Origin of the sequence: Clavibacter phaseoli, assembly GCF_021922925.1 — a bacterium.
In the GTDB taxonomy this organism is placed as follows: Bacteria; Actinomycetota; Actinomycetes; order Actinomycetales; family Microbacteriaceae; genus Clavibacter; species Clavibacter phaseoli.
In genome coordinates, this window is the sequence record NZ_CP040786.1 from 1768287 (window position 1) to 1793525 (window position 25239).

Here is a 25239-nt window from a genome sequence, read left to right on the forward strand (position 1 = left end):
ACCCGATCCTGTACCCTCGGGACACTGTGCCGTCCTCCTCCGCTCGACCCGCGTCCGACTCCCCCTCCCTCCCCCGCAGCCCGTCCCGGAGGCCGCGGCCGGCGCTGATCGCCGGGCTCCTCGGGGCCGTCGCCATCGGCTCGGGCGCGCTGCTCGCGGTGGCGCCCGTCGACACCGCGGACGTGCGCGTGGCGTGGCCGCAGGACCCGGCCGACATCCGGTCCACCTCGCTGCTCCTCACCAACCAGACGCCGCACTCGATCGACGTCTCGTTCACCACGGCGGCCGTGGAGGCGGCGGCCGCGTCGGACGACGGCGTCCTGCTCGCGACCATCGACCCGGCCGAGCCGGAGGCAGCGACCGACGGCCTGCTCCTGACGGCCGACGACACGACCCTCACGCTCCGCATCGACGGCGACACCGAGCGGATCCCCCTCACGGCCGGCGACGACGTCTCCTACTCCCTGCACTCGGACGTCCAGGGGCTGACCCTCGACGCCGACGGCACGCGCGTGGTGGACCTCGACGGCACGCTGCCGCCGCAGATCGACGTGCTCGTCTCGAGCGTCGCCGCCGTGCCCGCCGCGTCCGACCTCGCGGTCGGCGTGCAGGTCGTGGACGACTTCGACAGCACCCCGAGCGGCGCGAAGATCGCGATCATGGTGCTGATGTGGCTGAGCCTCGTCGCCGCGCTCGTGGTGCTCGCGCGGGACGACCGACGGCGCCGCCGGGAGCGCGCCGAAGCGGGCGACGCGGACGGCGGACCCCACGACGCGACGGACGACGGGCTCCGCGCGGACCCCGGTACCGCGGCCGTCGCCGTCGACGCGCCGGGCGCCGCCGCCTCCCCCCGACGCGGCATCGCGTCCCGCGTCCTCCGGGCCCTGCGCCCGGTCGACGCCGTGGTCGTCGCCGTGCTCGCGCTCTGGATCTTCATCGGCCCCATGACCGACGACGACGGCTACTACGCCGCGATGTCGCTCAACGACGGGGTCGCCGGCTTCGTCGGCAACTACTACCAGATGTTCAACCAGTCCTTCACGCCCTTCACGTGGTTCTGGCAGCTCCTCGGCGCCTGGCAGGAGCTGGGCGGCCGCTCCCCCGTGTGGCTGCGCACGCCCGCGCTCATCGCCGGCATCGCGGCCTGGTTCGTCACCCGCCACCTCCTCGAGCGCGCCGTCGCGCGCCTCTCCCGCCGGGCCCGCACGTGGTCCCGCGGCCTGCTCGCGCTCACGTTCCTCATCTGGTGGCTCTCGTACACGATCGGCAGCCGGCCCGAGATCCTCGGATCCCTCGGCGGCGTGGTCGTCCTCGCGCTCGTCCTCCGCTCCCGCGACCGGTCGACGCTCCTCCCCGCGGCCCTCGCGGCCCTCGTCGCCGGCCTCGCGTTCGCGGCGCACCCCACCGGCGTCGTCGCGTTCGCGCCGCTCCTGCTCGGCATCCCCGGCTTCTGGCGCCTCGCGTGCCAGGGCGGATCCCGCCTCGCGGCCGTCGCGCGCACCGTCGCCGTCCTCTCCGTCGGATCCGTGGCCCTCTTCGCCGCCTTCGCCGACGCGACCCTGTCCGACGCCCTCACCGGCCCCACGCGCTTCGCCGCCGTCGAGACCCCGCTCACCTGGCTCGACGAGTGGAACCGCTACGAGTTCCTCATGCGCGACATCCCGATGGGCTCGTACGCGAAGCGCTCGGTCGTGCTCCTCGCTCTCGTGCTCCTCGTCTGGTGGGTGGCGATGTACGCGGCGACCCGGCTCGTCCCGCGCGCCGCGCGCCTCGTCCCGGCTCCGCTCGTGCTGGCCGGCTGGTCGCTCGCGCTCTCCCTCGTGCTGCTGTGGATCACGCCGAGCAAGTGGACGCACCACTTCGGCGCCATCTCCTCCGTGGGGCCGCTCGCGGTGACGCTGATCCTCGTGCTCGCTCCGGGCATCGTGACCGCGCTCCTCGACGGACGGCGCGCGCCGTGGTGGCTCACCCCCGTCGCGGTCGCCAGCCTCGTCCCGCCCATCGTCTTCTCGCTGCACGGCCCGAACTCCTGGGCCTACTCCTGGAACCAGGGGATGTTCGGCCGCGACCGCGAGCCCGGCTTCGGTCCGATCCACTTCGGCGCGCTGCCCATCTGGGTGCTCGTCGCCGTCGCGGCCGTGGGCGTCGCCGTCCTCGTGCAGCGCCGCCGACGCGAGCCGTGGTCGGCGCCGCGGAGCCTGTGGTCGGCGACCGCCGTCGTCACGGTCTTCGCCGTCGTCACCGGCGGGTACCTCGTCGGCACCTTCTCGCTGGCCGCGTACCGGGGCCTCGACACGTACTCCGTCGGCGCCGCGAACATCGAGGACCCGGACGGATCCTCCTGCCTCACCGGCGCGGCGATCAGCACCTGGGACGCCACGCGCGGCCAGGCGCTCCCCGTCTCCGAGGGCGACGCGTCGACGGCCGCGACCGCGGGCGCGTTCCGCCTCGACGGCGGCTGGCCCGCGACGGATCCGGCGCCCGAGCTCGCCGACGGCACCTCGCTCTGGGGCAGCTACGGCGACCGCGGCGACACCGTCGGCGAGATGACCACGCCCTGGTACCGCCTGCCCGACCGCATCGACAGCACCCAGCGCATCGCCGTCCTCATCGGCGGCCGGCTCGCCGAGGGCGACGACGACCGGCTCACCATGCAGGTCCGCGACGCGGCCGGCGACCTCGTCGACCGGGGGCGCGTCGCCCTCGCCGACACCGTCGACCGTCCCGGCTGGCGCACGCTCGTCGTGGATCCCGCGAGGCTCGAGGACGGCGACTCCGTGCGGCTCGTCGCGAAGGACGGCACGACCGGGAGCGGCGGCTGGCTCGCGTTCTCCGCGCCCGTCCTCGCCGACTCCGTGTCGTTCAACGACCTCGCGGCGCCCGACGCGCCGACGGCGGTCGCCTGGACGGACTCGTTCTGGTTCCCGTGCCAGCGCCCGGTCTCGATCGCGCACGGCATCATCGAGCGGCCGGTGCTCGCGACCACGCACGGCGACGGCGGCCCGGACAACATCTGGCTCACCGCCCGCGGCGGGTCCCTCGCCGGCGTCGAGCGCTCGGCCACCGTCGTCACGCTCGCGTCGGAGATGGAGGGCGACGGCGCCGCGTGGGGCCGCGTCGAGCTGTTCGAGTACCCCTACCCCGCGGACGCCTACGACCTCACCGTCGAGCGCGTCCCCACGTGGGGCTGGCGCACGCCGTTCGGCGACGTCTCCCAGATCGTCGAGTTCGACCGCGCGGGCGGCCACCGCTAGCGGGCAGGGCGCGGGTCCCGCCGGCCCGCGTGCCGCCGCGACGGCGGAGCGGACGATCGCCGGCGCTGCCCGCTTTCGGGGACCGCGAGAGCGCGCCCGACGGCCGCTCGGGTGGGCGAGGTCCGCCGCGAGATGAAGCATCCGCTCGGCCGAGACGGGTCACGGCCCGCGCCCGGTCATCGGACCGGACGCGCGCCGGCTCGTCACGTGGGCGATCGGCCTCCCGGCCGAGACGCCGGAGGGCCGGCAGGTCGCCCCGCCGGCCCTCCTGCAGTCCGCGCTCGCGTCAGGGGTAGACGACGGTGACGCCCGCGGGCCCCACGACGATGCGCCCGCCCTCGAACTCCTGCACCTGGTCGCCGCCGACCGTCCGCTCCTCGCCGAGCGGCATGCCGAGGCGGCTCGCCTCGGCGCCGAGCGCGACGTAGCGGTCGCCGATCCAGCCGCGGACGATGAACGTGCCGCGCGGCGAGTTCCAGATGCCGCCGCCCGCGAACCGCTGCGCGTAGCCGTTCTTGACGGCTGCCTCGTTGGTCCGCGGCGCGCCGAGCACGCCTGTCGTCTCGCCCGAGCGCACGTACCGTTCGCCGACGGACCCGCGGACGCCGAACGCCCCCGCGGTCGACGCGTAGACGCGCCCGTCCCGGAACTGCTGCTGCTGCGTGCCGTCCGCGTTCTGGCGCTCGTCCGCGAGCGGGAGCCCGTACTTGCCCGCCGGGCCGCCGAGCGCGCGGTAGGCGTCGCCCACCCAGCCGCGCACGACCGCGATGCCGGTGCTCGTCGTCGAGAGGTAGCCGCGCTGGAAGTCCTGGACCACGCCGCCGGCCACGGCCTTCTCGTCGCCGCGCGGGAAGCCCAGCGAGCCGCCCTGGCCGCCGAGGACGCGATAGCGGTCGCCGATCGAGCCGCGGACGATGAAGGGGCCGAGCGCGGACGAGACGACGCTGCCGCCCTGGAACGCCTGGACGTTGCCGCCGGGGACCGCCTGCTCGTCGCCCGTCGGGAAGCCCAGCGTGCCGCCGCGGCCGCCGGCCGCGTCGTACCGGTCGCCGACCCAGCCCCGCACGGCGTAGGCGCCCGCGGCCGAGGAGTAGACCATGCCGCCCTGGAACCGCTGGGCCGCGCCGCCGGGCACCTGGTACTCGTCGCCGAGCGGGAACGCGAGCGGTCCGGTGCTGGAGCCGATGCGCACGTAGCCGTCCCGCAGCCAGCCGCGCACCACGAAGGCGCCGGCGGGCGAGGACACGATGGTGCCGCCCTGGAACTCCTGAGCGGCGCCGCCGTTCGGGACGTTGCGCTCGGGGCCGGTGGGCGCGCCGAGCACGCTGCCCGCTCCGCCGATGGAAGCGTACTTGTCGCCGATCCAGCCGGAGACGACGTAGCCGGTGGAGTCGAACCAGTCGGTGAAGTACGCGTAGAAGTTGCGGTTGCCGTAGGCCGAGCAGCTGCCGCCCGTGCCGTAGCTCGAGGCGAGCGCCGCCCGGTCGGGCTGGTACGGCGTGTAGTAGTAGAGGCTCGACGTGGCCTGGTTGGAGATGTAGACGGCGCTGCTGCCGCACGACGCGTCGGGGTGGTAGAGCACCTGCACGGTCGTGCCCTTGGCGTAGCGGGTGTAGCGCGAGCCCCACGCCGTGCCCGGGCCGGTGCCCGGGGGGTTCGAGTAGCGCTGGAACGCCCACGCCGCCTTGTAGACCTGGTTGTAGAAGCCGTAGAACTGCTCGTCGCACGCCGCGGTGTCCGGGCAGCCGTACCCGGTGGCCGATCGGTACGCCCGGGCGGTGGGGGCCGTCGAGGTGACGAGCCCCTGCTCCTTCTGGAGCAGGACGACGAGCACCCGCGGGTTGATGCCGCAGGCCCGGCCGACCTTCACGATGATGTCGGACGCGCGCTCGTTCTGGGCGCCCTGGTACGGACCGCACATGGGGTCGGCGCCGCGGGAGAAGGTGTCCTGGCGGTAGTCCTTGAGGCACGTGTACCCCGACCGGCACGACGGGACGCGGCTCTGCAGGAAGCCCTGCACCTGCGACGCGTCCATCGCGTTCTCGTCGAAGAAGACCGCGTCCGAGATGATCGCGCCCGCCCGGAAGCCGGACATGTCCGCGGCCTGCGCCGCCTCCGGCGCTCCCGCGGCCCCCGCCAGCATGATCCCGCATGCCGTCGCGACCGCGGCGATGCCCGCCACGATCCGACGCGCGGATCCACCCATCCGTCGCACGTGCTGCCCCCGCTCCTGCGGACTGCGCTCGTGCCCCCCGCGGGGACATGCTAACCGCTGGGCGGGGAACCGCCGACCGACCGCCGCCGGACCGCGGCGACGCGCGTCGTTCCGCGGATGCACGAGGCCGCCCGGCGCATGCGCGCCGGGCGGCCCGGGAGATCAGCCGCGCTTGCGCGGCGGCGCGACGCCGAAGCTCTTCGCCCACTCCGCCTCGCTCGTGATGCGCGGCAGCGCGGCACGGTAGGCGGCGCGCAGCTGCGGCCAGCGGGCGATGATGCGCGCGCGCAGGACGATGCTCGTGACGAGCATGCGCCGGAACGTCGCCGGGTCGCGGCGGTGCAGGAGCGCCGCGGATCCCTCGGCGTTCGACACCAGGACGCTGTCGTAGTTCGGCACGACCCACCAGCGCGCGTCGGCGAACGCGAGGTGCGCCTCGGGCGCCTTCGCCGCGGCCGGCGGGATGGGCGTGAAGGCGTGGCGGAGCACGACCCGCGCCAGCCAGAGCGGCCGCGTGAACGCGTTCGGCGCCCGGTACTGGCGCGGCCGGCGGCGCGACGCGAGCGCGCCCTCGACGGCGGGCAGGTCGTCCCGGTCCTTGATCGCGACGCCGTCCGTGAAGCCCTTCGCGAGCTCCCGGGTGCGGGCGAGGCGCGTCACCATGTCCTGGTGCAGGCCGCGCGGCCCGCGGAGGATGTTGCGGTACGCCTCGTGGCGCGCGGCCAACGCGAAGTACTGCATCGAGATGAGGTGGCGCACGTCGGTGGCCAGGTTCGCGGTGAGCAGGCGACCGCCCCGCGGGAACGGCGAGTGGAGGAGGGCGACGATGAGCCGGTTGCGCGCGTGGAAGAACGCCTGCCAGTCCTGCGAGTCGTCCTTGTCCACCCACGAGACGTGCCAGACGGCGGCGCCCGGCAGGGTCACCGTCGACACGCCGTGCTCGCGGGCGCGGAGCGCGTACTCGGCGTCGTCCCACTTGATGAACACGGGCAGCGACAGGCCGATCTCGCGGATCGTCTCGACGGGGATGAGGCACATCCACCAGCCGTTGTACGCGGCGTCGACGCGGCGGTGCATCCACCGGGTCTGGCGGAGGTTCGACGACGGGAAGTCGTGGCGCGTCGGCGTGACCGGGCCCCACATGAAGTTCCACATGTCGAAGCCCTCGGCGTAGGCGTGCAGCTTGCCCTTGTCGTACATGTCGAACATGTGGCCGCCCACGATCGTGGGCTTCACCGCGAAGTCGGCGAACTTGAGCGCGCGGCGGATGCTCTCCGGCTCGATGGTGATGTCGTCGTCGAGCACGAGCACGTAGTCGGACTCGCCGGCCTGCAGGGTCTCGTACATGCCGCGCGAGAAGCCGCCGGATCCGCCGAGGTTGGCCTGGTCGATGACGCGGAGGCGGCCGCCGAGCAGCTCCTCGGCGCGCGGGAACTCGGGCTGGTCGACGATCTTCTGCGTGCCCTGGTCGGTCACGAAGACGTTGTCGATGAGGCGCGTGACCTCGGCGTTGGCGCCGATGTCGGTGAGGAGCTTCACGCAGTACTCGGCGCGGTTGAGCGTCGTGACGGCGAGGCTCACGGATCCGGTCGACCCGGTGCGGGTGCGGGTGCCCTCGGGGGCGAACCACGCCGCCTGCACGAGCGAGAGGTCGGCCTCCTCGCCCACGAGGTCGAACCAGTACCAGCCGCCGTCGGCGAAGTTCGTGAAGGGGAGCTCGAACGTGCTCGTGGCGGCCCCGTCGAGGACGCGGCCCTCGACCTTCTGGATGACGCCGCGGGCGTTCGACCGGTACACGATGACCTGGCCCTCGCCCTCGGTCATGACCTCGAGGACCACCGCCTCCAGCGATGTGTGCGCGCGCCAGTAGGCGGCCGGGAACGCGTTGAAGTAGGTGCCGAAGGAGACCTTCCGGCGGTGCGGCACGCGGAAGCCGCCCTGCCCGTCCATCGCGCTCAGGATGCCGATGTCCGAGAGGCGCACGACGGCGCGGTCGTGGTCGGCGTCGATGACCTGCATGTTCGTGCCGTGCTTGCGGCGGTCGACGACGGGGATGCTCGTCCAGTAGTCGGCGTCCACGTAGAGCGGGACGGTGTCCGGGTCGTGGTCGGTGGGGAAGATGACGCGCTGCAGGAGCAGCGCCTCGTCGCGGCCCGTGGCCTCGATGAGGGCGTCGGCCATGATCAGGATCCTTCCGTCGCGGTCGGCGCGAGCACCGGCTTGAGGACGTTCTCGTACATCGTGAGCGCCGACCCGATGGCCATGTGCATGTCGAGGTACTGGTAGGTGCCGAGGCGCCCGCCGAAGAACACGCCGTCCTCCGCCGCCGCGAGCTCGCGGTAGCGCAGGAGGCCCTTGCGGTCGTCCGGCGTGTTGACGGGGTAGTACGGCTCGTCCTCGCGCTCGGCGAAGCGCGAGTACTCGCGCATGATGACCGTCTTGTCCTCCGGGTAGGAACGCTCCGGGTGGAAGTGGCGGAACTCGTGGATGCGCGTGTAGGGCACGTCGGCGTCGGCGTAGTTCATGACCGGGGTGCCCTGGTGGTCCTTCACCGGCAGCACCTCGCGCTCGAAGTCGAGGGTGCGCCACGACAGCGCGCCCTCGGAGTAGTCGAAGTAGCGGTCGATCGCGCCCGTGTAGACGACGGGGACGCGGCCGACGGTGGAGGACTTGGTGACCTCCTGCGACTCGTCGAAGAAGTCGGTGCTCAGCCGCACCTCGATGTTCGGGTGGTCCGCCATGCGCTCGATCCACGCCGTGTATCCGCCGACGGGCAGGCCCTCGTGCGTGTCGTTGAAGTAGCGGTTGTCGTAGTCGTAGCGGACGGGGAGGCGCGAGATGACCTCGGCGGGGAGCTCCGTGGGATCCGTCTGCCACTGCTTCGCCGTGTAGTCGCGGATGAACGCCTCGTAGAGCGGACGGCCGATGAGGCTGATGCCCTTCTCCTCGAGGTTCCGGGCGTCGCCCGCCTCGAGCTCCGAGGCCTGCTCCTGGATGAGGCGCCGCGCCTCCTCCGGTCCGTGCGCCGCGCGGAAGAACTGGTTGATGGTGCCGAGGTTGATCGGCAGCGGGAAGACCTCGCCGCGGTGGTTCGTGTAGACCTTGTGCACGTACGGCGTGAACTCCGTGAACCGGTTGACGTACTCCCACACGCGCTCGTTGGAGGTGTGGAAGAGGTGCGCTCCGTAGCGGTGGACCTCGATGCCGGTCTCCGGGTCGGCCTCGCTGTAGGCGTTGCCGCCGATGTGGTCGCGGCGGTCGATGACCAGCACCCGGAGGCCGAGCTCCTCCGCCACCCGCTCCGCGATCGTGAGGCCGAAGAATCCGGATCCGACTACTACGAGGTCATGGGCCATGGAGAACGGGTCCTTTTCGTGTCTTGGGGGGTCGTCGCGGCGCGACGGCTCAAGGGTACCCTCCCGGATCAGGGGGTGCTGCGACCCGCGCCGGCGCCCCCGGCGAAGACGCGACCGTACGCCCAACGGCGCAGGCGCTCGGGCACGAGCCGGTAGCCGCCGCGGATCGCGACGTTGCGGACCGCCTGGTACGGGGTCGTGAACCGGCGGCGCCGGAACTCCCGCTGCAGGCGCAGCTCCGCCTTCAGCTGCGAGAGCCCGCCGCGGCGCGCGTAGGCGCCGTCGCTCACGCGGTACATGACGAGGGGCTCGGGGATGTTCTCGACCCGGGCGCCGGCCTGGACCATGCGCGCGAAGAGGTAGTAGTCCTCCATCAGCCCGATGTCGATGTACCCGCCCGCCGCCCGCACGGCGGACCGGCGGTACACGACGGTGGGGTGGTTGAAGGGGTCGTGGAACCGGGCGTAGCCGCCGATGCGCGCGGCGCCCGTGGGCGGCGTGCGCGTCCCGACGATCGTGCCCACCTCGTCGGCGAACTCGTACATGCCCGTGCCCACGAGGTCGAGGCCCGTGCCCATCAGCTCGAGCTGGCGGGCGAAGCGCTCGGGCAGGGAGATGTCGTCGGCGTCCATGCGGGCGACGACGTCGTGCGCGCAGGCGTCGAGGCCGCGCTCCAGGGCGTGCGCGAGCCCGACGTTCCGGGCGAGGCGCACGACGGACGCCTCCACCGGCGACGACGCGACGGCCTCGTCCACGACGCGGGAGAGCTCGGCGGAGATCGGCCCGTCCTGCACGACGACGACCTGGTCCGGCCGCAGCGTCTGCTGGTCGACCGAGCTGCGGAACGCGCGCACGAAGTAGTCGGGCTTGTCGCCCGAGTACACGGGGAGGAGGAGGGAGAAGGGCTCCGTCACGCGCGCGACCCCGCGTCCGCCTCGACGCGCGCGACGTCGTCGCTCGCGGATCCGAGCCCCGCGAGGACCTCGACGTTCGGCCGCGGCCGCGTGAGGAGCCCCGCGCGCAGCCCGCGCACGAGGCCGGAGAGGAGGAGGCGCCGATCCTTCGAACGGACGATCGTGCGGGTCCACGCGCGCAGCGCGGCGCCCGTGTAGACGACGCGCTCGAGGGCCGTGAGCGACGGCGACAGGCGCATCAGCCATGCCTTGTTGCGCACCTCGAAGAAGAAGCGGGCGCCGGGATCCACGTCCGCGGCCCCGAAGGTGCGCGTGCGGTGCTCGACCGTGCTGGCCGAGCTGACGAAGCCGCGGCCCCGGCGGAGGAGCCGCGTGCTGTACTCGAAGTCGTCGTTCCAGAGGAAGTAGTCCGCCACCGGGAGTCCGTGCCGGCGCACCGCGTCGGCCTCGACGAGGAGCGAGACGAACGAGGCGCTCCGGACCGGGTAGGCGCCCCGTTCGGCGGCGCGGCGGACGGAGGTGCGGGACGCGCCCGGCCGCACGCGCGGGGTGTTCATCGGGTGCGGGCGGCCGTCGACCCAGCGGACGGCGGACGCGAGGACGGCGGTGCCGGCCGGCGCCGTGCGGCGGGTGGCGAGGAGGGCGGCGAGCGCGCCCGGATCCGGGACCGTGTCGTCGTCCATCAGCCAGACCGCGTCGGCGCCGTGGACGGCGACGGCCCGGGCGATGCCGACCGTGAAGCCGCCGGCGCCGCCCGTGTTGCGGGGCAGGACGACCAGGTCCGCGCGGGGGAAGCGCTCGCCCACCACGTCGGCCGTGCCGTCAGACGACGCGTTGTCGACGACCACGACCGCGTGGGGCGCGACGGTCTGCGCCTCGAGGGCCGCGAGGGTCTCCTGGACGAGCTCGCGGCGGTCGTAGGCCACGACCACGGCGACGATGCGGTCGCTGCGGCTCACGTCGGACGGCATCCGGTCTTCCCCTCGATCGTGGTCCGGGCGCGCATGCACCGACCGGACCCCGGCGCCCGCGGGCGGCTCGGATCGGCCGGGGCGCGCCGGGCTCCCCCGATGGTAGCGGGGAGCGCCGGGGCGGACGGTCAGCGCCCCTGGTCGGCCGACTCCGCGAGGTCCGCGAGGTAGCTCCCGTACCCGCTCTTGATGAGCGGCGCCGCGAGGGCACGGAGGGCGTCGAGGTCGATCCAGCCCGCGCGGAACGCGATCTCCTCGATGCAGCCGATCTTGAAGCCCTGGCGGTCCTCGATGACCTTCACGTACTCGGACGCCTGCATCATGCTCTCGAACGTGCCGGTGTCGAGCCACGCGGTCCCGCGGTCGAGCACCTGCACGCGGAGGCGGCCGGCCCGGAGGTAGTGGTCGTTGACGGCCGTGATCTCGAGCTCGCCGCGCGCGCTGGGCCGGATGCCCTTCGCGATCCCCACCACGTCGTTGTCGAAGAAGTAGAGGCCGGGCACCGCGTACGCGCTCTTGGGATGCGCGGGCTTCTCCTCGATGGAGACGGCCGTGAAGTCGTCGTCGAACTCGACCACGCCGTATGCCGTGGGATCGGCCACGTGGTACGCGAAGATCAGCGCCCCGTCGATCTCGGTGTTCTTCCGCAGGCTCGTGCCGAGGCCGGCGCCGTGGAAGATGTTGTCGCCGAGGACGAGCGCCACCGAGTCGTCGCCGATGAACTCCTCGCCGATGACGAACGCCTGCGCGAGGCCGTCCGGCGAGGGCTGCACCGCGTACTCGATGCGCATGCCGAGGTGCGAGCCGTCGCCGAGCAGGGCCCGGAACTGGTCGTTGTACTCGGGCGTCGTGATGATGAGCACCTCGCGGATGTCCGCCATCATCAGCGTCGACAGGGGGTAGTAGATCATCGGCTTGTCGTAGATCGGCATCAGCTGCTTGCTGATGCCCTTCGTGATCGGCCAGAGCCGGGTGCCGGAGCCGCCGGCCAGGATGATGCCCTTCATGGGTCAGCTCACCTTCTGGGAGTCGTGGAAGGCGCGCATGTCCGTCCAGGTCGGGAGGAGACCGGCGGCCGCCGCCTCGGCGAGCGTCGGGGCGGCGGTGTCCTTCGGGGAGAGCAGCGGCTCGCCCGCCTCCTCGGGGAAGACGAGGCCGATCTCGGGGTCGAGCGGGTCGATGCCGTGCTCGGCCGAGGGGTTGTACACGTCGCTCACGAGGTAGGTGACGGCCGCGTCGTCGGTCAGCGCGACGAAGCAGTGGCCGAGGCCCTCGGAGATGTAGACGGCCTTGTGCGTCTCGGTGTCGAGCCGCACGCTGTCCCACTGCCCGAACGTCGGGGATCCGACGCGGATGTCCACGATGAAGTCGAGCACGGCGCCGGAGACGGCCTTCACGTGCTTGGCCTGGCCGCGCGGGACGTCGGCGAAGTGGATCCCCCGCACGACGCCGCGCCTGGAGACGCTCATGTTGGCCTGGCGGAGGTCGAGCGGGTGGCCGACCGCCTCCTGGATCTCGTCGAACCGGTACCACTCGAGGAACACGCCCCGGTCGTCGGTGCGCTGGACGGGGGTCAGCTCGTAGGCGTCGGGTACGGCGAGCTCTCGGATCTGCACGCTGCCGACCCTAGCAACGCGTCAGCGCGGCTCCGGGGCTCCGTCGCCCTCCGGACGCGACCCGCCCTCCCCCTCTCCGGGGGACGCGCGCCGGAACGAGAACCGCCCGTGGCCGACGTAGCTGACCACGGTGATGAGGAGGACGAGCAGCGCCTGCGCGCCGAGGCGGGGCACGCCGAGCGCCACGAGCACCGGCAGCAGCACGGCGTTGAGGCTGATGGACACGACGTACACGGAGACGAACCGCCCGAAGTCGCGGAGGACGTGCCCGTGCACGCGGAAGACGATCCGCCGGTACAGCGCGAACGCCACGACGATCGCGACCGCGTAGCTGCCGAGGAGCGGTACGAGGGAGCCGGCGACCGGGTGACCGGCGCGGTCGAGGGCGCGACCGGCCGTGGCCTCGAGCGCCGCGAACAGCGCGAAGGCGAGCACGGTGTTGACGCCGCCGACCAGGAGGAACCGGACTCGGCGATCGCCCAGCAGGACCCGCAGGCGGGAGGGGGACGGGATCCGGGGCACGCGTCCATGATGCCCCGACGGCCCGGGGTCCCCGCGCCGCGCGCACCCCTGATGTGGGGGCCGCCGGCCGCCTGCGCGGAGCCCCTCCCCCGATAGGATCGAGCGCCCGGCGCCCGAACGCCGGCCCACGACGCCGGCCCACCCCTCCGGCACCTCTACCGAAGGACGTATCCCCATGAGGATCCTCGTGACCGGCGGCGCCGGCTTCATCGGCTCCAACTTCGTGCGCCACGCGCTCCAGGACCACTACGCCGGGCTCGAGGGCGCCGACGTCGTCGTGCTCGACGCGCTCACCTACTCGGGCAACCTCGAGAACCTGGCGCCCGTCAGCGACTCGCCGCGGTTCGCGTTCGTCCACGGCGACATCCGCGACGACGCGATCCTCGACGAGTGGATCCCCCAGGTCGACGCCGTCGTGCACTTCGCGGCCGAGAGCCACGTCGACCGCTCCGTCCGCGACGCGAGCATCTTCGTCGAGACCAACGTGCTCGGCACGCAGAAGCTCCTCGACGCCGCGCTCCGCCACGACCTGAAGCGCTTCGTCCACGTCTCCACCGACGAGGTGTACGGATCCATCGCGGAGGGCTCGTGGGACGAGGAGCGGCCGCTCGAGCCCAACTCCCCCTACTCCGCGTCGAAGGCCGGCAGCGACCTGCTCGCCCGCTCGTACCACCGCACGCACGGGCTGAACGTGTCGATCACGCGCTGCTCGAACAACTACGGGCCGTACCACTTCCCCGAGAAGGTCATCCCGCTGTTCGTCACGAACCTCATCGACGACCGGCACGTCCCGCTCTACGGCGAGGGCCTCAACATCCGCGACTGGCTGCACGTCGACGACCACTGCCGCGGCATCGCGCTCGTGCTCGTGCAGGGCGCGCCCGGCGAGATCTACAACATCGGCGGCGGCACCGAGCTCACCAACCGCGAGCTCACGCAGCTGCTGCTCGACGCCACCGGCCGCGACTGGTCGTACGTCGACCGCGTCGAGGACCGCAAGGGCCACGACCTCCGCTACTCCGTCGACATCTCCAAGATCCAGCGCGAGCTCGGCTACGCGCCGCAGGTGCCGTTCGAGCGGGGCCTGGCCGACGTCGTGCAGTGGTACCGCGACAACCGCCAGTGGTGGGAGCCGCTGAAGGCGCGCGCCGAGCTGCCCTCGTGAGCCGGATCCTCGTCACCGGCGGCCGCGGCATGCTCGGGCAGGACCTCCTCCCGGCCCTGTCCGCGCACGACGTGACGGCGCCCGCGCGCGCCGAGCTCGACATCACCGACGAGGCCGCCGTCCGCCGGGCGTTCGCCGGGCAGGACGTGGTCGTCAACCTCGCCGCGTACACCGCGGTCGACGCGGCCGAGGAGCACGAGGAGGCGGCCCGCGCGATCAACGCGACCGGCGCCGGCGTGCTCGCGCGCGCGGCCGCCGAGGCGGGCGCCCGCATCGTGCACGTCTCCACCGACTACGTCTTCGACGGATCCGCCACGTCGCCCTACCCCGAGGACGCGCCGCACGCCCCGGTGTCCGCCTACGGCCGCACCAAGGCCGAGGGCGAGCGGCTCGTGCTCGCCGGCCACCCGGAGGGCGCGAGCATCGTGCGAACCGCCTGGCTGTACGGCGCGGGCGGCCCCTCCTTCCCCTCGACGATGCTGCGGCTCGCGGCCTCGCACGAGACGGTGTCGGTGGTCGACGACCAGCGCGGCCAGCCGACCTGGACGGTCGACCTCGCGGCGCGCATCGTGGCGCTCGTCGACGCCGGGGCGCCCGCGGGCGTCTTCCACGGCACGGGCGCCGGCGAGACGACCTGGTACGGCCTGGCGCGCGCCGTCTTCGCGGAGGCGGGGCTGGATCCCGAGCGCGTGCGGCCCACCGACAGCGCCTCCTTCGTGCGGCCGACTCCCCGGCCCGCGTACTCCGTGCTCGGGCACGACGCCTGGGCGCGCGTGGGCATGGCGCCGCTGCGCGACTGGCGCGAGGCGCTGTCCGACGCCGCCGGGCACGGCGTCCTCCGGGCACGCTGACGGTTACACTCGTGTCCGGTCCGATCCCGGACACCGCAGCCGAACCGCTCCGCGCCCCGCGCGAGCCCCACGCAGTCCGAAGGGCGCCCCCGACGTGTCGACCATGACGAGTCCCCGGTCCCGGGAGTTCTCGAGGCCCGGCACGGGCGCGGGACTCCTCGACGTGTACCGCCGCCGCTACCTCCTCTCCCTCCTCGTGAAGAAGGAGGTGCAGGTCAGGTACCGCGGATCCGTCCTCGGCTGGCTCTGGTCGTACGTGAAGCCGGCTGCCCAGTTCGCGGTCTTCTTCGTGGCGATGGGCGTGTTCCTGCGGCTGAACCAGAACCAGGTGAACTACCCGATCTACCTGTTCTCCGGGATCATCCTCATCAACTTCTACACGGAGGCGTTCTCCAACTCCACGAAGTCGCTGGTGGACAACGGGGCGCTGATCAAGAAGATCTACCTCCCCCGCGAGCTGTTCCCGGTCTCCAGCACGTTCGTGGCGCTCGTGAACTTCCTGCCGCAGCTCGTGATCCTGCTGGTCGTGTGCCTCTTCGTCGGGTGGGCGCCCACTCCCGTGCAGGTGCTCGGCATCCTCCTCGGCGTCGCCATCATCGGCACCCTCGCCATCGGCCTCGGCATGCTGTTCGGGGCGGCCAACGTCTCGTTCCGCGACTCGCAGAACTTCGTCGAGCTCATCGTCATGGTCGTCGTGTGGGCGTCGCCCGTGCTCTACCCCTTCGCGCAGGTGCGCACCGTGCTGCCCGACTGGCTGCTCGTGGTCTACCAGCTCAACCCCGTGACGGCCGCCGTCGAGCTCTTCCACGCCGGCTTCTGGTACCCGACCACGGGGGGAACGGGCGACCTGCCCGAGAACCTCTGGATGTACGGCTTCATCGCCCTCGGCGTCTCGCTCCTGAGCCTCCTGCTCGGGCAGCTCGTCTTCAAGAAGCTGGAGGGGCGCTTTGCCCAGGACCTCTGAGTCGGACGCGCTGCCGCGCATCATCGTCGAGAACGTGCGGAAGTCCTTCCTCCTCCGCCACACGCACTCCATCAAGGAGACGGTCATCGCGGCCGTCCGCCGCAAGCCGCTCGCCTCGACCTTCGACGCGCTCGAGGACGTGAGCTTCGAGGTGCGTCCCGGCGAGTCCGTCGCGCTCATGGGCTTCAACGGATCCGGCAAGTCGACGCTGCTGAAGCTCATCTCGGGCGTCTACCAGCCCGACAGCGGCGAGGTGCTCGCCCGCGGCCGCATCGCCGGCCTGATCGAGGTGGGCGCGGGCTTCCACCCCGACCTCTCGGGCCGCGAGAACATCTACCTCAACGCCGCGATCCTCGGCATGGAGCAGCACGAGATCGACGCGCGCTTCGACCAGATCGTCGAGTTCAGCGAGATCGAGAAGTTCATCGACACCGAGGTCAAGCACTACTCCTCGGGCATGTTCCTCCGGCTCGCGTTCTCCGTCGCGATCCACACCGAGGTCGACATCCTGCTGGTCGACGAGATCCTCTCCGTCGGCGACGAGCCCTTCCAGCGCAAGTGCCTCGCGAAGATCCGCGAGCTGCACGACGCCGGCAAGACGCTCGTGGTCGTGAGCCACGACCTCGACATGGTGTCGGACCTCTGCGAGCGCGGGATCCTCATCCAGTCCGGGAAGGTCGCCTTCGACGGCCCGTCCAAGGACGCGGTCGAGCGGATGCGCCAGGGCTGAGCCCCACGGCGCCGCGCCCTCCCGGGTTCCCGGGAGGGCGCGGGTACGATGGTCCTCCCGCGGGCCGACCCGACACCCGCGCGATGGAGGACCGTGACCACCACGCTGCGCGTGATCATCGACCAGCTGACCGGCCCGACGCCCGGCGGCATCGGCCGTTACGCCGAGGACCTGACGAGCGCGATCGTCGCCACCACGCCGAGCGGGTGCGAGGTCGAGGGGGTCGTCTCCGCGATCACACCCGAGCAGACCGCCGACCTCGAGGAGCGGCTGCCCGGCCTCGCCCGCGTCACGCGCGTCCCGCTCCCCCGCCGCGAGCTCTCGCGCGCCTGGCAGCTGGGCCTCCCGACCCCGGGGACGACCGGCATGGTCCACGCGCCCGGCCTCCTCGCGCCGCTGCGCCGCCACGACCGCGTGAACACGAACGACCAGATCGTCGCCACGATCCACGACGTCAACGCGTGGACGCACCCCGAGAGCATGACGAGCGCCTCCGTCTCGTGGACGAAGGCCATGGCGAAGCGCGCCCGCAAGCACGCCGACGCCGTGGTCGTGCCCTCGCACGCGCTGGCCGAGGAGCTCGCGCGCTACGTCGACCTGGGCGACCGGGTGCGGGTGATCGGCGGTGCCGTCAGCCCGCGCATCGCCCTGCCCGAGGATCCCGACGCCCGCGCGGCCGAGCTCGACCTGCCGGCCGACTACCTGCTCACGGTCGGGAGCCTCGAGCCGCGCAAGGGCGTCCAGGCGCTCGTGCAGGCGCTGTCGCGGCCCGAGACCGGCGACCTGCCGCTCCTCATCGTCGGCCCGGCCTCGTGGGGCGACGTCGAGCTCGCGCAGGTGGCGGACGAGGCGGGCGTCGACGCGTCGCGCGTGCGCAGCCTGGGATCCCTCGCCGACGCCGACCTCGCCGTCGCTCTCGACCGCGCCACCGTCTTCGTGCACCCCAGCCTCTCGGAGGGCTTCGGCCTGCCGGTCGTGGAGGCGCTGTCGTTCGGCACGCCCGTCGTGCACTCGGACGCGCCGGCCCTCCTCGAGGTCGCGGCCGACGCGGGCGTCGTGGTGCCCCGCGAGGACGCCGACGGCTACCCGCTGCGCCTCGCCGAGGCCATCGGCGGCCTCCTGTCCGACACCGCGGCGCGCGAGCGCCTCGCCGTCGTCGGCCAGGACCGCGCCCGCGCGTTCAGCTGGCGCGACTCCGGCGAGAAGGTCTGGCAGCTGCACGCCGACCTGTAGGCCGGACGTCGCGGATCAGCCCGCCGAGCCGTTCGCGAACTGGTCCTGGATCGCCTGGCGGACGGCCGGGAAGTCGGGCTTCTGCGAGTCGAACCGCGGCGGCACGATCTCGAGGTCGTCGATGGGCTGGTCCTTCGTCTTCAGCGCCAGCTGCGTGAAGTAGCCGAGCATGCCGCGCGGGATGTCGGTCTTCACGACCTGCTGGCCGGCCTGGGCGATCGCGTCGAACTTGGTGAGCACGTTCGCCGGGTCGAACTGCTCCAGCACCGCCTGCTGCACCTCGCGCTGGCGCGACATCCGGTCGTAGTCGGTGGCCTGGTAGCGGGAGCGCGCGTACCAGAGCGCGTGGTAGCCGTCGAGCTTCTGCTCGCCGGGCTCGATCCACTCGGGGATGGGCACCGGTCGGAACTGCTCGTCGTGGCCCGAGCCCATGCCGATGCGGCGCTTCACGTCGATGTCGATGCCGCCGAGCGCGTCCACCATGTCGGCGAAGCCCTGCATGTCGATGAGCGCGTAGTACTGGATCGTGAGGCCCGTGACCCCCTCGACCGCCTCGCGCATCGCCTCGATGCCGGGCAGGCTCCCCTTCTCCTTCGCGTCGGGGTAGAGGTCCTGCTTGTAGACCTCGACCTCCGTGTAGATGGAGTTGAGCATGCAGGCGTCGACGTCGCAGCGCTGGTAGCCGTTCGGGTAGCGCGCCTTCAGGGGCGAGCCGTCGGAGAACGGCACCTTCTCCATGTCGCGCGGCAGGCCCACCATGGTGGCGCGCCCGGTGTCGGCGTCGACGCTGACCACGGTGATGCTGTCGGGGCGGAGGCCGGCCCGGTCGCTGCCCGCGTCGCCGCCGAGCAGCATGATGTTGTACCGGCCGTCGACGGGCGCCTCGGTGGCGTAGTCGCCGAAGATCCCGCCGAGGGCGCCGCGGCCGACGCCGACGAGGTAGGCGGCGTAGCCCGCGGATCCGGCGGTGCCGACCATGAGCAGCACCGACAGCGCCGCGATGATCGGCCGGGCCCGGGGCGCGACGCGGATGATGCGCGCGAGGCGCAGCGTGTCGAGCGCGAGCACGACCCACAGGACGGCGTAGGCCGCGAGCAGCGCCTGCGCGACGACGAGCAGCCACTCCTGGGACACGATCTGGATGAGCGCGCCGCGGGCGAAGAGCGCGAACCCGCCGACGACGATGACGAGCGCCCACACCGCGAGCGTGGAGGCGAGGCCGACGCGGCCGAGGCGGCGGTTCCCGGCGAGGACCTGGGCGGATCCGGGGATGAGGACGTTCAGCACCACGAGCCACCAGGCCCGGGTGGTCATGATGCGCGGCGACCGGCTGTCCGGGTGCCGGATGGGCTGGGTCAGGCTCACGCGCGCGACGAGACCTTCTGCTGCAGCGCGGCGTTCTTCCGCTCCACGAGCTCGGCGAGCTCGGCGCGGTGGCGGGCGAGGGCGCCCGCGATGCGGTCGTCGGAGGTGGAGAGGATGCGCGCGGCGAGGAGCCCCGCGTTCTCCGCGCCGCCGATGGAGACGGTGGCCACGGGCACGCCCGCGGGCATCTGCACGATCGACAGCAGGGAGTCCATGCCGTCGAGGGTCGCGAGGGGCACGGGCACGCCGATGACGGGCAGGGTCGTGACGGAGGCGATCATGCCGGGGAGGTGCGCGGCTCCGCCGGCGCCGGCGACGATGACGCGGATCCCCCGCTCGCGCGCGGTCTGCCCGTACGCGATCATGCGCTCGGGCGTGCGGTGCGCGGACAGCACCTCGACCTCGTGGGCGATGCCGAGGGCGTCGAGCGCGAGGGACGCCTTCTCCATCACGTTCCAGTCGGAGTCGGAGCCCATGACGAGGCCGACGAGTGCAGGGGTGTCGGGATTCACGGGCTCCATGCTAGGTGCCGGATACCCGCCGCCCGCCCGCGCCACGCAGCCCGAGCCCGGCCGATCCGCGTCGGGCGGCCGCGCCCCCGCGGGATCCGGCGGGCGCCCCCGCGGAGGAGACCGCGCGGCCGTCCGCCGGATCGCCGGTCAGCCCCGGAAGAACGCCGCGGCCGCGCGCGCCCGGTAGGCGGTCTCGTCGAGCTCGTCGCCCACGACCGTGACGTGCCCGACCTTGCGGCCGGGCCGCGGCTCCTTGCCGTAGAAGTGGAAGCGCGCCTCCGGCTGGTCGGCGAGCGCCTGCGGGTAGCGGTCGGCGACGGTGCCGGACTCCGGCCCGCCGAGGACGTTGATCATGACGGACCACGGCGCGAGCGGCCGGGTGGATCCGAGCGGCAGGTCGAGCACCGCGCGCAGGTGCTGCTCGAACTGGCCGGTGACCGCGCCGTCCATCGACCAGTGGCCCGTGTTGTGCGGGCGCATGGCCAGCTCGTTGACGAGCAGGCGCCCGTCGACGGTCTCGAACAGCTCGACCGCGAGCACGCCGGTGACCCCGAGCCCCTCGGCGATCCCGCGCGCCATCTCCTCCGCGGCCTCACGCAGGCGGACGCTCGCGCCGTGCGCGGGCGCGATGACCTCCGCGCACACGCCGTCCCGCTGGATCGACTCGACGACGGGCCACGCCGCGATGTCGCCCGAGGGCCGGCGGGCGACGGACTGCGCGAGCTCCCGCGCGTAGTCCACCAGCTCCTCGGCCAGCAGCGCGTCCCCGGCGCCGAGCGCGGCGAACCAGTCGTCGGCCTCGTCGGCGGAGCGCACGACCCGCACGCCCTTGCCGTCGTAGCCGCCGCGCGGCGTCTTCACGACGGCGACGCCGCCGTTGTCGGCGAGGAAGGCGGCGAGCGCGTCCCGGTCGGCGACGCGCGCCCACACGGGCACCGGGACGCCCAGCTGCTCGAGCCGCTCGCGCATGAGGAGCTTGTCCTGGGCGACGAGCAGGGCGTCCGGTCCCGGGTGCACGGTGACGCCCTCGGCGACGAGCGCGCGCAGGACGTGCTGCGGCACGTGCTCGTGGTCGAACGTGATCACGTCCACGTCGCGCGCGAAGGCGCGGACCGCGTCCAGGTCGCGGTAGTCCCCGACCGCGGTGGCGGCCAGCCCCGCGGACATGCCGTCGGCCTCGGCGAGCACGCGGATCCCGATGCCGAGCTCCACGGCGGGCGCGATCATCATCCGGGCGAGCTGGCCGCCTCCGACGACTCCGACGGTGGGCGTCATGGTGTCCTCCTCCTGCAGGTGGTGGGCCCGTGGGCGCCTGCGGGCGGCCTCGGGACGGTCGGTGGGCGGGACCAGCCGATATCATCGTGCGGCACGCCACCCGCCATCCTCCCCCATCCAGGACGGACCCCGCCCATGTCCCCCCGTCGCTCCCTCGCCTCGCTCGGCGTGCAGATCGCGCAGTTCGGGCTCGTCGGCGGCCTGGGCTTCCTGGTCGACCTCGCGGTCTTCAACCTGCTGCGCGCGACGGTCCTCCACCCCGACGCCGTCGAGGCCGGCCCGTTGCTCGCCAAGGTCGCGTCCACCGTCGTCGCCATCGCCGTCAACTGGGTGGGCAACCGCTACTGGACCTTCGGCAAGCAGCGCACCACGCGCCGCGGCCGGGAGGCGCTCGAGTTCCTCGCGGTGAGCCTCGTCGGCATGGTCATCGGGCTCGCGTGCCTCTACGTCTCGCACTACGCGCTGGGCCTCACGTCGCCGCTGGCCGACAACGTCTCCGCCAACGTCATCGGCCTGGGGCTCGGATCCGCGGTGCGCTTCGTGCTCTACCGCCAGTGGGTCTACTCCCCCGCCCGCCGCCACGCGGCACCGCAGGCGCCCGCGCAGAACGAGGGCGCCGACCGGGTCACCGTCCCCTAGAGGCGTCCGGCTGCACGGGGTCGCTCGGCGGGACGGACCCGGTCAGCCGCGCTGCCAGGGCTGCGTGTCGTCCGGCCACACGGCCCGGGGCTCGTCCTGCTGCCGCCAGGCCGGATCGCCGGGCCGCCCCCGGCGCGACTCCTCCTGCCGGCGGCGCTCGGCCACCATGTTCGCGTTCTCCTCCATGAGGTCCTGCAGCGCCTGGACGACGAGCACCGCGGACGGCACGTCCCGGAGCACGACGGGCGACTCGAGGCCGGCGTTGATGGTGACGTGGCCGCTGCGGTGCAGGTGCTGCAGCGGGCCGCGGCGGAGGGTCACGTCGTACCCGCGCGAGTGCAGGAGCTCCTGCCGGGTGCGCACGAAGAAGCCGTGCGAGACGATGAGGCGCCGGGTCGTCACCGTGTAGCGGCGGTTGAGCCAGACCAGCACGGGCAGCAGGGTGACGAAGACCGCGACGCCGGCGAGCGACACCAGCAGCAGCGCGTTCTCCCACGGCTCCGGGAACCAGGCGCCGAAGTACCCGCCCGTGAGGCAGATCGCGAGGAGCAGCAGCACCGGCAGGGTCAACGCCCGGCCGTGCGGGCGGAGGCGGACGAGGACGCGCTCGGGGTCGGCGGCGACCATCTGCTGCGGCGGGGCCGCGGGCGGGGCCGCGGGGCGACCGAGGCGCGGATCCACGTCGTGCGACGAGGTCAGGCGACCGGCTTCGTCCTCGGCGACGCGGCGGCGCTCCTCCTTCTCGGCCCTGCGGCGGGCCCGGCGTCCGCCGCGGACGGGGAGCGCCCGCCCGCCCTCTCCGGGTGCGTACCGCTGCGTGTCACCCGTGTGCGCCATGCCTCATTGATACCGCAGATGCGTCACGTCCCCGGCGGCGACAGACGTCACGGCCGGATCCCCGGCGGACTCGACGGTGAGCCGCCCGTCGTCGTCGACCCCGGTCGCGCGCCCGCGGAGCTCGCCGCCGCCCGGCAGCTCGACGCGGACGTCGCGGCCGATGGTGGCGCACGTGCGGGTCAGCTCGTCGACGAGCCCCGCGGCGCGCGCGTCGCCGTCGGCGGCCGTCCAGGCCAGGTAGCGGGCGCGGAACGCCGCGAGGTAGGCGGCCAGGATCGCGTCCACGTCCGGATCCGGCACGCCCGCCAGGCGCAGGGACGTGGAGGTCGGCGTCGGCAGCTCGGCCTCCTCCAGCGTGAGGTTGAGGCCCGTGCCGACGAGCATGCGCCCGGGCGCGATGAGCTCACCGAGGATCCCGGAGACCTTCCGCCCGTCCACGTGCACGTCGTTCGGCCACTTGAGCGTGACCTCGGCAGGCTCCGGCACGACGTCGCGCAGGGTCGCGACGAGCGCGAGCCCGGCGACGAGCGGCAGCCAACCGGGATCGAGGTCCGCGCGCCCCGGGACGCAGAGCACGCTGACCGCGAGGGTGCGCCCGGGCGGCGCCACCCAGACGCGGCCGCGGCGGCCGCGCCCGGCCGTCTGGTCGAGCGTGAGCACGACGGATCCGTCGGGCCACCCGGCCGGATCCGCCGACGACCGACGGGAGAGCTCGTCGTTCGTGGATCCCGCGGAGTCGAGGGCGACGAGGCGCGGGGCGGCGAGGCGGCTGAGCGGGAGGTCCATGACGTCACCGTACCGAGCGGATCAGGAGGACACCGCACCCCGGATGCGCCGTGTTCTGTGCGTGGTCTACAAGGGCCGGGCCCATGCCCGCCGGTACAGTGAGGCGGGTGACTGCACACGAGCCAGACGAGGACGCCGGCGCCCCGGACATGTACACGACCGCAGGCAAGCTCGCCGACCTGAAGCGGCGCTACCACGAGGCCGTCACCGCGAGCGGCGAGGCCGCCATCGAGAAGCAGCACGCGCGCGGCAAGATGACCGCCCGCGAGCGCATCGACCAGCTGCTCGACCACGGGTCGTTCGTCGAGCTCGACGAGTTCGTCCGCCACCGCACGCACGCGTTCGGCATGGACGCCAAGCGGCCCTACGGCGACTCGGTCGTCACGGGCACGGGCACCATCAACGGGCGCCAGGTCGCCGTGTACTCGCAGGACTTCACGATCTTCGGCGGATCCCTCGGCGAGGTCGCGGGCGAGAAGATCATCAAGGTCATGGAGCTCGCCATCAAGACGGGCGTGCCCATCATCGGCATCCTCGACTCGGGCGGCGCCCGCATCCAGGAGGGCGTGGTCGCGCTCGGCAAGTACGGCGAGATCTTCCGCCTCAACACGCGCGCGTCGGGCGTGATCCCGCAGATCTCGCTCATCATGGGCCCGGCCGCGGGCGGCGCCGTCTACTCCCCCGCGCTCACCGACTTCGTGATCATGGTCGACAAGACCAGCCACATGTTCGTCACCGGCCCCGACGTCATCAAGACCGTCACGGGCGAGGAGGTCGGCTTCGAGGAGCTGGGCGGCGCGCTCACCCACAACAAGGTCTCGGGCGTCGCGCACTACCTCGCGAGCGACGAGGACGACGCGCTCGACTACGCGCGCACGCTCCTCGGCTTCCTGCCGGACAACAACCTGGCCGAGCTGCCGGAGTTCCCGCGCACGGTGGACCTCGAGATGACGGCGCGCGACCTCGAGCTCGACACGATCATCCCGGACAGCCCGAACCAGCCGTACGACATGAAGACGATCATCGAGCTCGTCGTCGACGACGGGGAGTTCCTCGAGACGCAGCCGCTGTTCGCCCCGAACATCATCGTCGGGTTCGCGCGCGTCGAGGGCCGCTCCGTCGGCATCGTCGCCAACCAGCCGAACGCGATGGCCGGCACGCTCAACATCGAGGCGGGCGAGAAGGCCAGCCGCTTCGTGCGGTTCTGCGACGCGTTCTCCATCCCGATCCTGACGCTCGTCGACGTGCCGGGGTACCTGCCCGGCACCGAGCAGGAGTGGACGGGCGTCATCCGCCGCGGCGCGAAGCTGCTGTACGCGTACGCGGAGGCGACCGTGCCGCTCGTGACGGTCATCACGCGGAAGGCGTACGGCGGCGCCTACATCGTCATGGGATCCAAGCAGCTGGGCGCCGACATCAACCTCGCGTGGCCGACGGCCGAGATCGCGGTGATGGGCGGGCAGGGCGCCGTGAACATCCTCTACCGCGGCGAGATCAAGGGCGCGGAGCAGGCCGGCGAGGACGTGGCGGCGGTCCGCACCCGGCTCGCGAACGAGTACACGTACAACGTCGCGAGCCCGTTCCTCGCAGCGGAGCGCGGGGAGCTCGACAACGTCATCCAGCCGGCCGCCACGCGCGCGTCGGTCGTCAAGGCGCTGCGGGCGCTGCGCACGAAGCGCGCGAGCCTGCCGCCCAAGAAGCACGGGAACATCCCGCTGTGAGCGACGACCGCGGATCGGCGGACGCCGCGCTCGGCGGCTTCCGCGTCCTCGGCGGCTCCCCCACCGAGGAGGAGCTCGCCGCGGCGACGGCGGTCATCGCCGCGCTGGCCGCAGAGCCTGCCGCCGAGCAGCCCGTGCGCCGCGCTCCCGACGCGTGGCAGCGCTCGCAGCGCGGCGTCCGCGGCACCCTGGTGCCGGGTCACGGTCGCTGGCGCGGCTTCTCGGGCTGACGCCCCGCGAGGCCGCACGGGAGCGTCCACCCGGGGCCGTGTCCTCGCAAATGACGACTTGGCCGGTCCCTCCCGCTGCGTGA

22 protein-coding genes are annotated in these 25239 nt (G+C 73.0%); 9 read left to right on the forward strand and 13 right to left on the reverse strand.

Annotated elements, in window-relative coordinates; genetic code table 11:
• Positions 1-26 precede the first annotated feature (26 nt).
• A complete protein-coding gene (locus FGI33_RS08245; RefSeq protein WP_119435147.1) occupies positions 27-3254 on the forward strand; it encodes an arabinosyltransferase domain-containing protein in 3228 nt (1075 codons plus the stop codon).
• Positions 3255-3540: 286 nt separating this feature from the next.
• On the opposite strand, the gene FGI33_RS08250 is transcribed toward FGI33_RS08245, so the two are convergent.
• The 8 genes from FGI33_RS08250 to FGI33_RS08285 form a co-directional block, all read right to left on the reverse strand.
• Positions 3541-5436, reverse strand: coding sequence for a hypothetical protein (locus FGI33_RS08250; RefSeq protein ID WP_147359484.1), 1896 nt, complete (start codon positions 5434-5436; stop codon positions 3541-3543).
• Between the two features lie 195 nt (positions 5437-5631).
• Entirely contained in the window at positions 5632-7650 is a 2019-nt protein-coding gene (locus FGI33_RS08255; RefSeq protein WP_204586708.1) for a glycosyltransferase, read from the reverse strand.
• 2 nt (positions 7651-7652) lie between these two features.
• Positions 7653-8825 carry a UDP-galactopyranose mutase gene (gene glf, locus FGI33_RS08260; RefSeq protein WP_119434059.1) on the reverse strand — a complete coding sequence of 391 codons (1173 nt, stop codon included), beginning with the start codon at positions 8823-8825 and terminating at the stop codon, positions 7653-7655.
• 68 nt (positions 8826-8893) lie between these two features.
• On the reverse strand, positions 8894-9739 hold the full coding sequence (locus FGI33_RS08265; RefSeq protein ID WP_119434058.1) for a glycosyltransferase: 846 nt from the start codon (positions 9737-9739) through the stop codon (positions 8894-8896).
• The gene (locus tag FGI33_RS08270) at positions 9736-10710 is read right to left on the reverse strand and encodes a glycosyltransferase (protein ID WP_119434057.1); all 975 of its coding nucleotides are present in this window, start codon (positions 10708-10710) and stop codon (positions 9736-9738) included. The genes FGI33_RS08265 and FGI33_RS08270 overlap by 4 nt, the downstream gene beginning before the upstream one ends.
• 128 nt (positions 10711-10838) lie before the next feature.
• Positions 10839-11717 carry a glucose-1-phosphate thymidylyltransferase RfbA gene (rfbA, locus tag FGI33_RS08275; protein WP_119434056.1) on the reverse strand — a complete coding sequence of 293 codons (879 nt, stop codon included), beginning with the start codon at positions 11715-11717 and terminating at the stop codon, positions 10839-10841.
• 3 nt (positions 11718-11720) lie between these two features.
• The gene (locus tag FGI33_RS08280) at positions 11721-12326 is read right to left on the reverse strand and encodes a dTDP-4-dehydrorhamnose 3,5-epimerase family protein (RefSeq protein WP_119434055.1); all 606 of its coding nucleotides are present in this window, start codon (positions 12324-12326) and stop codon (positions 11721-11723) included.
• 21 nt (positions 12327-12347) lie between these two features.
• Entirely contained in the window at positions 12348-12848 is a 501-nt protein-coding gene (locus tag FGI33_RS08285; protein ID WP_237581637.1) for a GtrA family protein, read from the reverse strand.
• A 175-nt stretch (positions 12849-13023) separates the two neighbouring features.
• Between FGI33_RS08285 and rfbB the strand changes: the two genes are divergently transcribed.
• The 5 genes from rfbB to FGI33_RS08310 all read left to right on the forward strand — a co-directional run bounded on the left by rfbB (position 13024) and on the right by FGI33_RS08310 (position 17791).
• A complete protein-coding gene (gene rfbB, locus FGI33_RS08290; protein ID WP_119434053.1) occupies positions 13024-14013 on the forward strand; it encodes a dTDP-glucose 4,6-dehydratase in 990 nt (329 codons plus the stop codon).
• Positions 14010-14864, forward strand: coding sequence for a dTDP-4-dehydrorhamnose reductase (rfbD, locus tag FGI33_RS08295; RefSeq protein WP_119434052.1), 855 nt, complete (start codon positions 14010-14012; stop codon positions 14862-14864). The genes rfbB and rfbD overlap by 4 nt, the downstream gene beginning before the upstream one ends.
• Before the next feature lie 94 nt (positions 14865-14958).
• Positions 14959-15828, forward strand: a complete 870-nt coding sequence (locus FGI33_RS08300; protein ID WP_119401685.1) for an ABC transporter permease — start codon at positions 14959-14961, stop codon at positions 15826-15828.
• Complete coding sequence (locus FGI33_RS08305; protein ID WP_119434051.1) at positions 15812-16558, forward strand: ABC transporter ATP-binding protein; 747 nt, start codon at positions 15812-15814, stop codon at positions 16556-16558. Before FGI33_RS08300 ends, FGI33_RS08305 begins: the two co-directional genes overlap by 17 nt.
• A gap of 93 nt (positions 16559-16651) precedes the next feature.
• Positions 16652-17791 carry a glycosyltransferase family 4 protein gene (locus FGI33_RS08310; protein WP_119434050.1) on the forward strand — a complete coding sequence of 380 codons (1140 nt, stop codon included), beginning with the start codon at positions 16652-16654 and terminating at the stop codon, positions 17789-17791.
• A gap of 15 nt (positions 17792-17806) precedes the next feature.
• On the opposite strand, the gene FGI33_RS08315 is transcribed toward FGI33_RS08310, so the two are convergent.
• From FGI33_RS08315 to FGI33_RS08325, 3 genes are all read right to left on the reverse strand, one after another.
• Positions 17807-19156, reverse strand: a complete 1350-nt coding sequence (locus FGI33_RS08315; protein WP_119434049.1) for an LCP family protein — start codon at positions 19154-19156, stop codon at positions 17807-17809.
• Entirely contained in the window at positions 19153-19677 is a 525-nt protein-coding gene (gene purE, locus FGI33_RS08320; protein ID WP_119434048.1) for a 5-(carboxyamino)imidazole ribonucleotide mutase, read from the reverse strand. Before purE ends, FGI33_RS08315 begins: the two co-directional genes overlap by 4 nt.
• 138 nt (positions 19678-19815) lie before the next feature.
• Positions 19816-20943, reverse strand: coding sequence for a 5-(carboxyamino)imidazole ribonucleotide synthase (locus FGI33_RS08325; RefSeq protein ID WP_119457128.1), 1128 nt, complete (start codon positions 20941-20943; stop codon positions 19816-19818).
• A 135-nt stretch (positions 20944-21078) separates the two neighbouring features.
• Here FGI33_RS08325 and FGI33_RS08330 point away from each other — a divergent pair, with 135 nt between their 5' ends.
• Positions 21079-21582, forward strand: a complete 504-nt coding sequence (locus FGI33_RS08330) for a GtrA family protein (protein WP_119434856.1) — start codon at positions 21079-21081, stop codon at positions 21580-21582.
• A 42-nt stretch (positions 21583-21624) separates the two neighbouring features.
• Here FGI33_RS08330 and FGI33_RS08335 read toward each other — a convergent pair whose 3' ends face one another.
• Positions 21625-22419, reverse strand: coding sequence for a PH domain-containing protein (locus FGI33_RS08335; RefSeq protein WP_119434857.1), 795 nt, complete (start codon positions 22417-22419; stop codon positions 21625-21627).
• Positions 22420-22422: 3 nt separating this feature from the next.
• A complete protein-coding gene (locus FGI33_RS08340; protein WP_119434858.1) occupies positions 22423-23205 on the reverse strand; it encodes a biotin--[acetyl-CoA-carboxylase] ligase in 783 nt (260 codons plus the stop codon).
• Positions 23206-23288: 83 nt separating this feature from the next.
• On the opposite strand from FGI33_RS08340, the gene FGI33_RS08345 reads away from it, so the two are divergent.
• Positions 23289-24926 (forward strand): acyl-CoA carboxylase subunit beta, encoded by a 1638-nt coding sequence (locus FGI33_RS08345; RefSeq protein ID WP_119403136.1) that lies wholly within the window; start codon positions 23289-23291, stop codon positions 24924-24926.
• Positions 24923-25156: an acyl-CoA carboxylase subunit epsilon gene (locus tag FGI33_RS08350; RefSeq protein WP_237581638.1), complete on the forward strand. Its 234-nt coding sequence runs from the start codon at positions 24923-24925 to the stop codon at positions 25154-25156. Before FGI33_RS08345 ends, FGI33_RS08350 begins: the two co-directional genes overlap by 4 nt.
• Positions 25157-25239 lie beyond the last annotated feature (83 nt).

What these genes read in the sequence shown, in the direction of transcription:
- rfbB (WP_119434053.1), top strand. Translation starts at nt 13,024, where the DNA reads ATGAGGATCCTCGTGACCGGCGGCGCCGGCTTCATCGGCTCCAACTTC.
- purE (WP_119434048.1), bottom strand. Translation starts at nt 19,677, where the DNA reads ATGGAGCCCGTGAATCCCGACACCCCTGCACTCGTCGGCCTCGTCATG.
- glf (WP_119434059.1), bottom strand. Translation starts at nt 8,825, where the DNA reads ATGGCCCATGACCTCGTAGTAGTCGGATCCGGATTCTTCGGCCTCACG.
- rfbA (WP_119434056.1), bottom strand. Translation starts at nt 11,717, where the DNA reads ATGAAGGGCATCATCCTGGCCGGCGGCTCCGGCACCCGGCTCTGGCCG.
- FGI33_RS08330 (WP_119434856.1), top strand. Translation starts at nt 21,079, where the DNA reads ATGTCCCCCCGTCGCTCCCTCGCCTCGCTCGGCGTGCAGATCGCGCAG.
- FGI33_RS08270 (WP_119434057.1), bottom strand. Translation starts at nt 10,710, where the DNA reads ATGCCGTCCGACGTGAGCCGCAGCGACCGCATCGTCGCCGTGGTCGTG.
- FGI33_RS08340 (WP_119434858.1), bottom strand. Translation starts at nt 23,205, where the DNA reads ATGGACCTCCCGCTCAGCCGCCTCGCCGCCCCGCGCCTCGTCGCCCTC.
- FGI33_RS08255 (WP_204586708.1), bottom strand. Translation starts at nt 7,650, where the DNA reads ATGGCCGACGCCCTCATCGAGGCCACGGGCCGCGACGAGGCGCTGCTC.
- FGI33_RS08325 (WP_119457128.1), bottom strand. Translation starts at nt 20,943, where the DNA reads ATGACGCCCACCGTCGGAGTCGTCGGAGGCGGCCAGCTCGCCCGGATG.
- FGI33_RS08345 (WP_119403136.1), top strand. Translation starts at nt 23,289, where the DNA reads ATGCCCGCCGGTACAGTGAGGCGGGTGACTGCACACGAGCCAGACGAG.
- FGI33_RS08335 (WP_119434857.1), bottom strand. Translation starts at nt 22,419, where the DNA reads ATGGCGCACACGGGTGACACGCAGCGGTACGCACCCGGAGAGGGCGGG.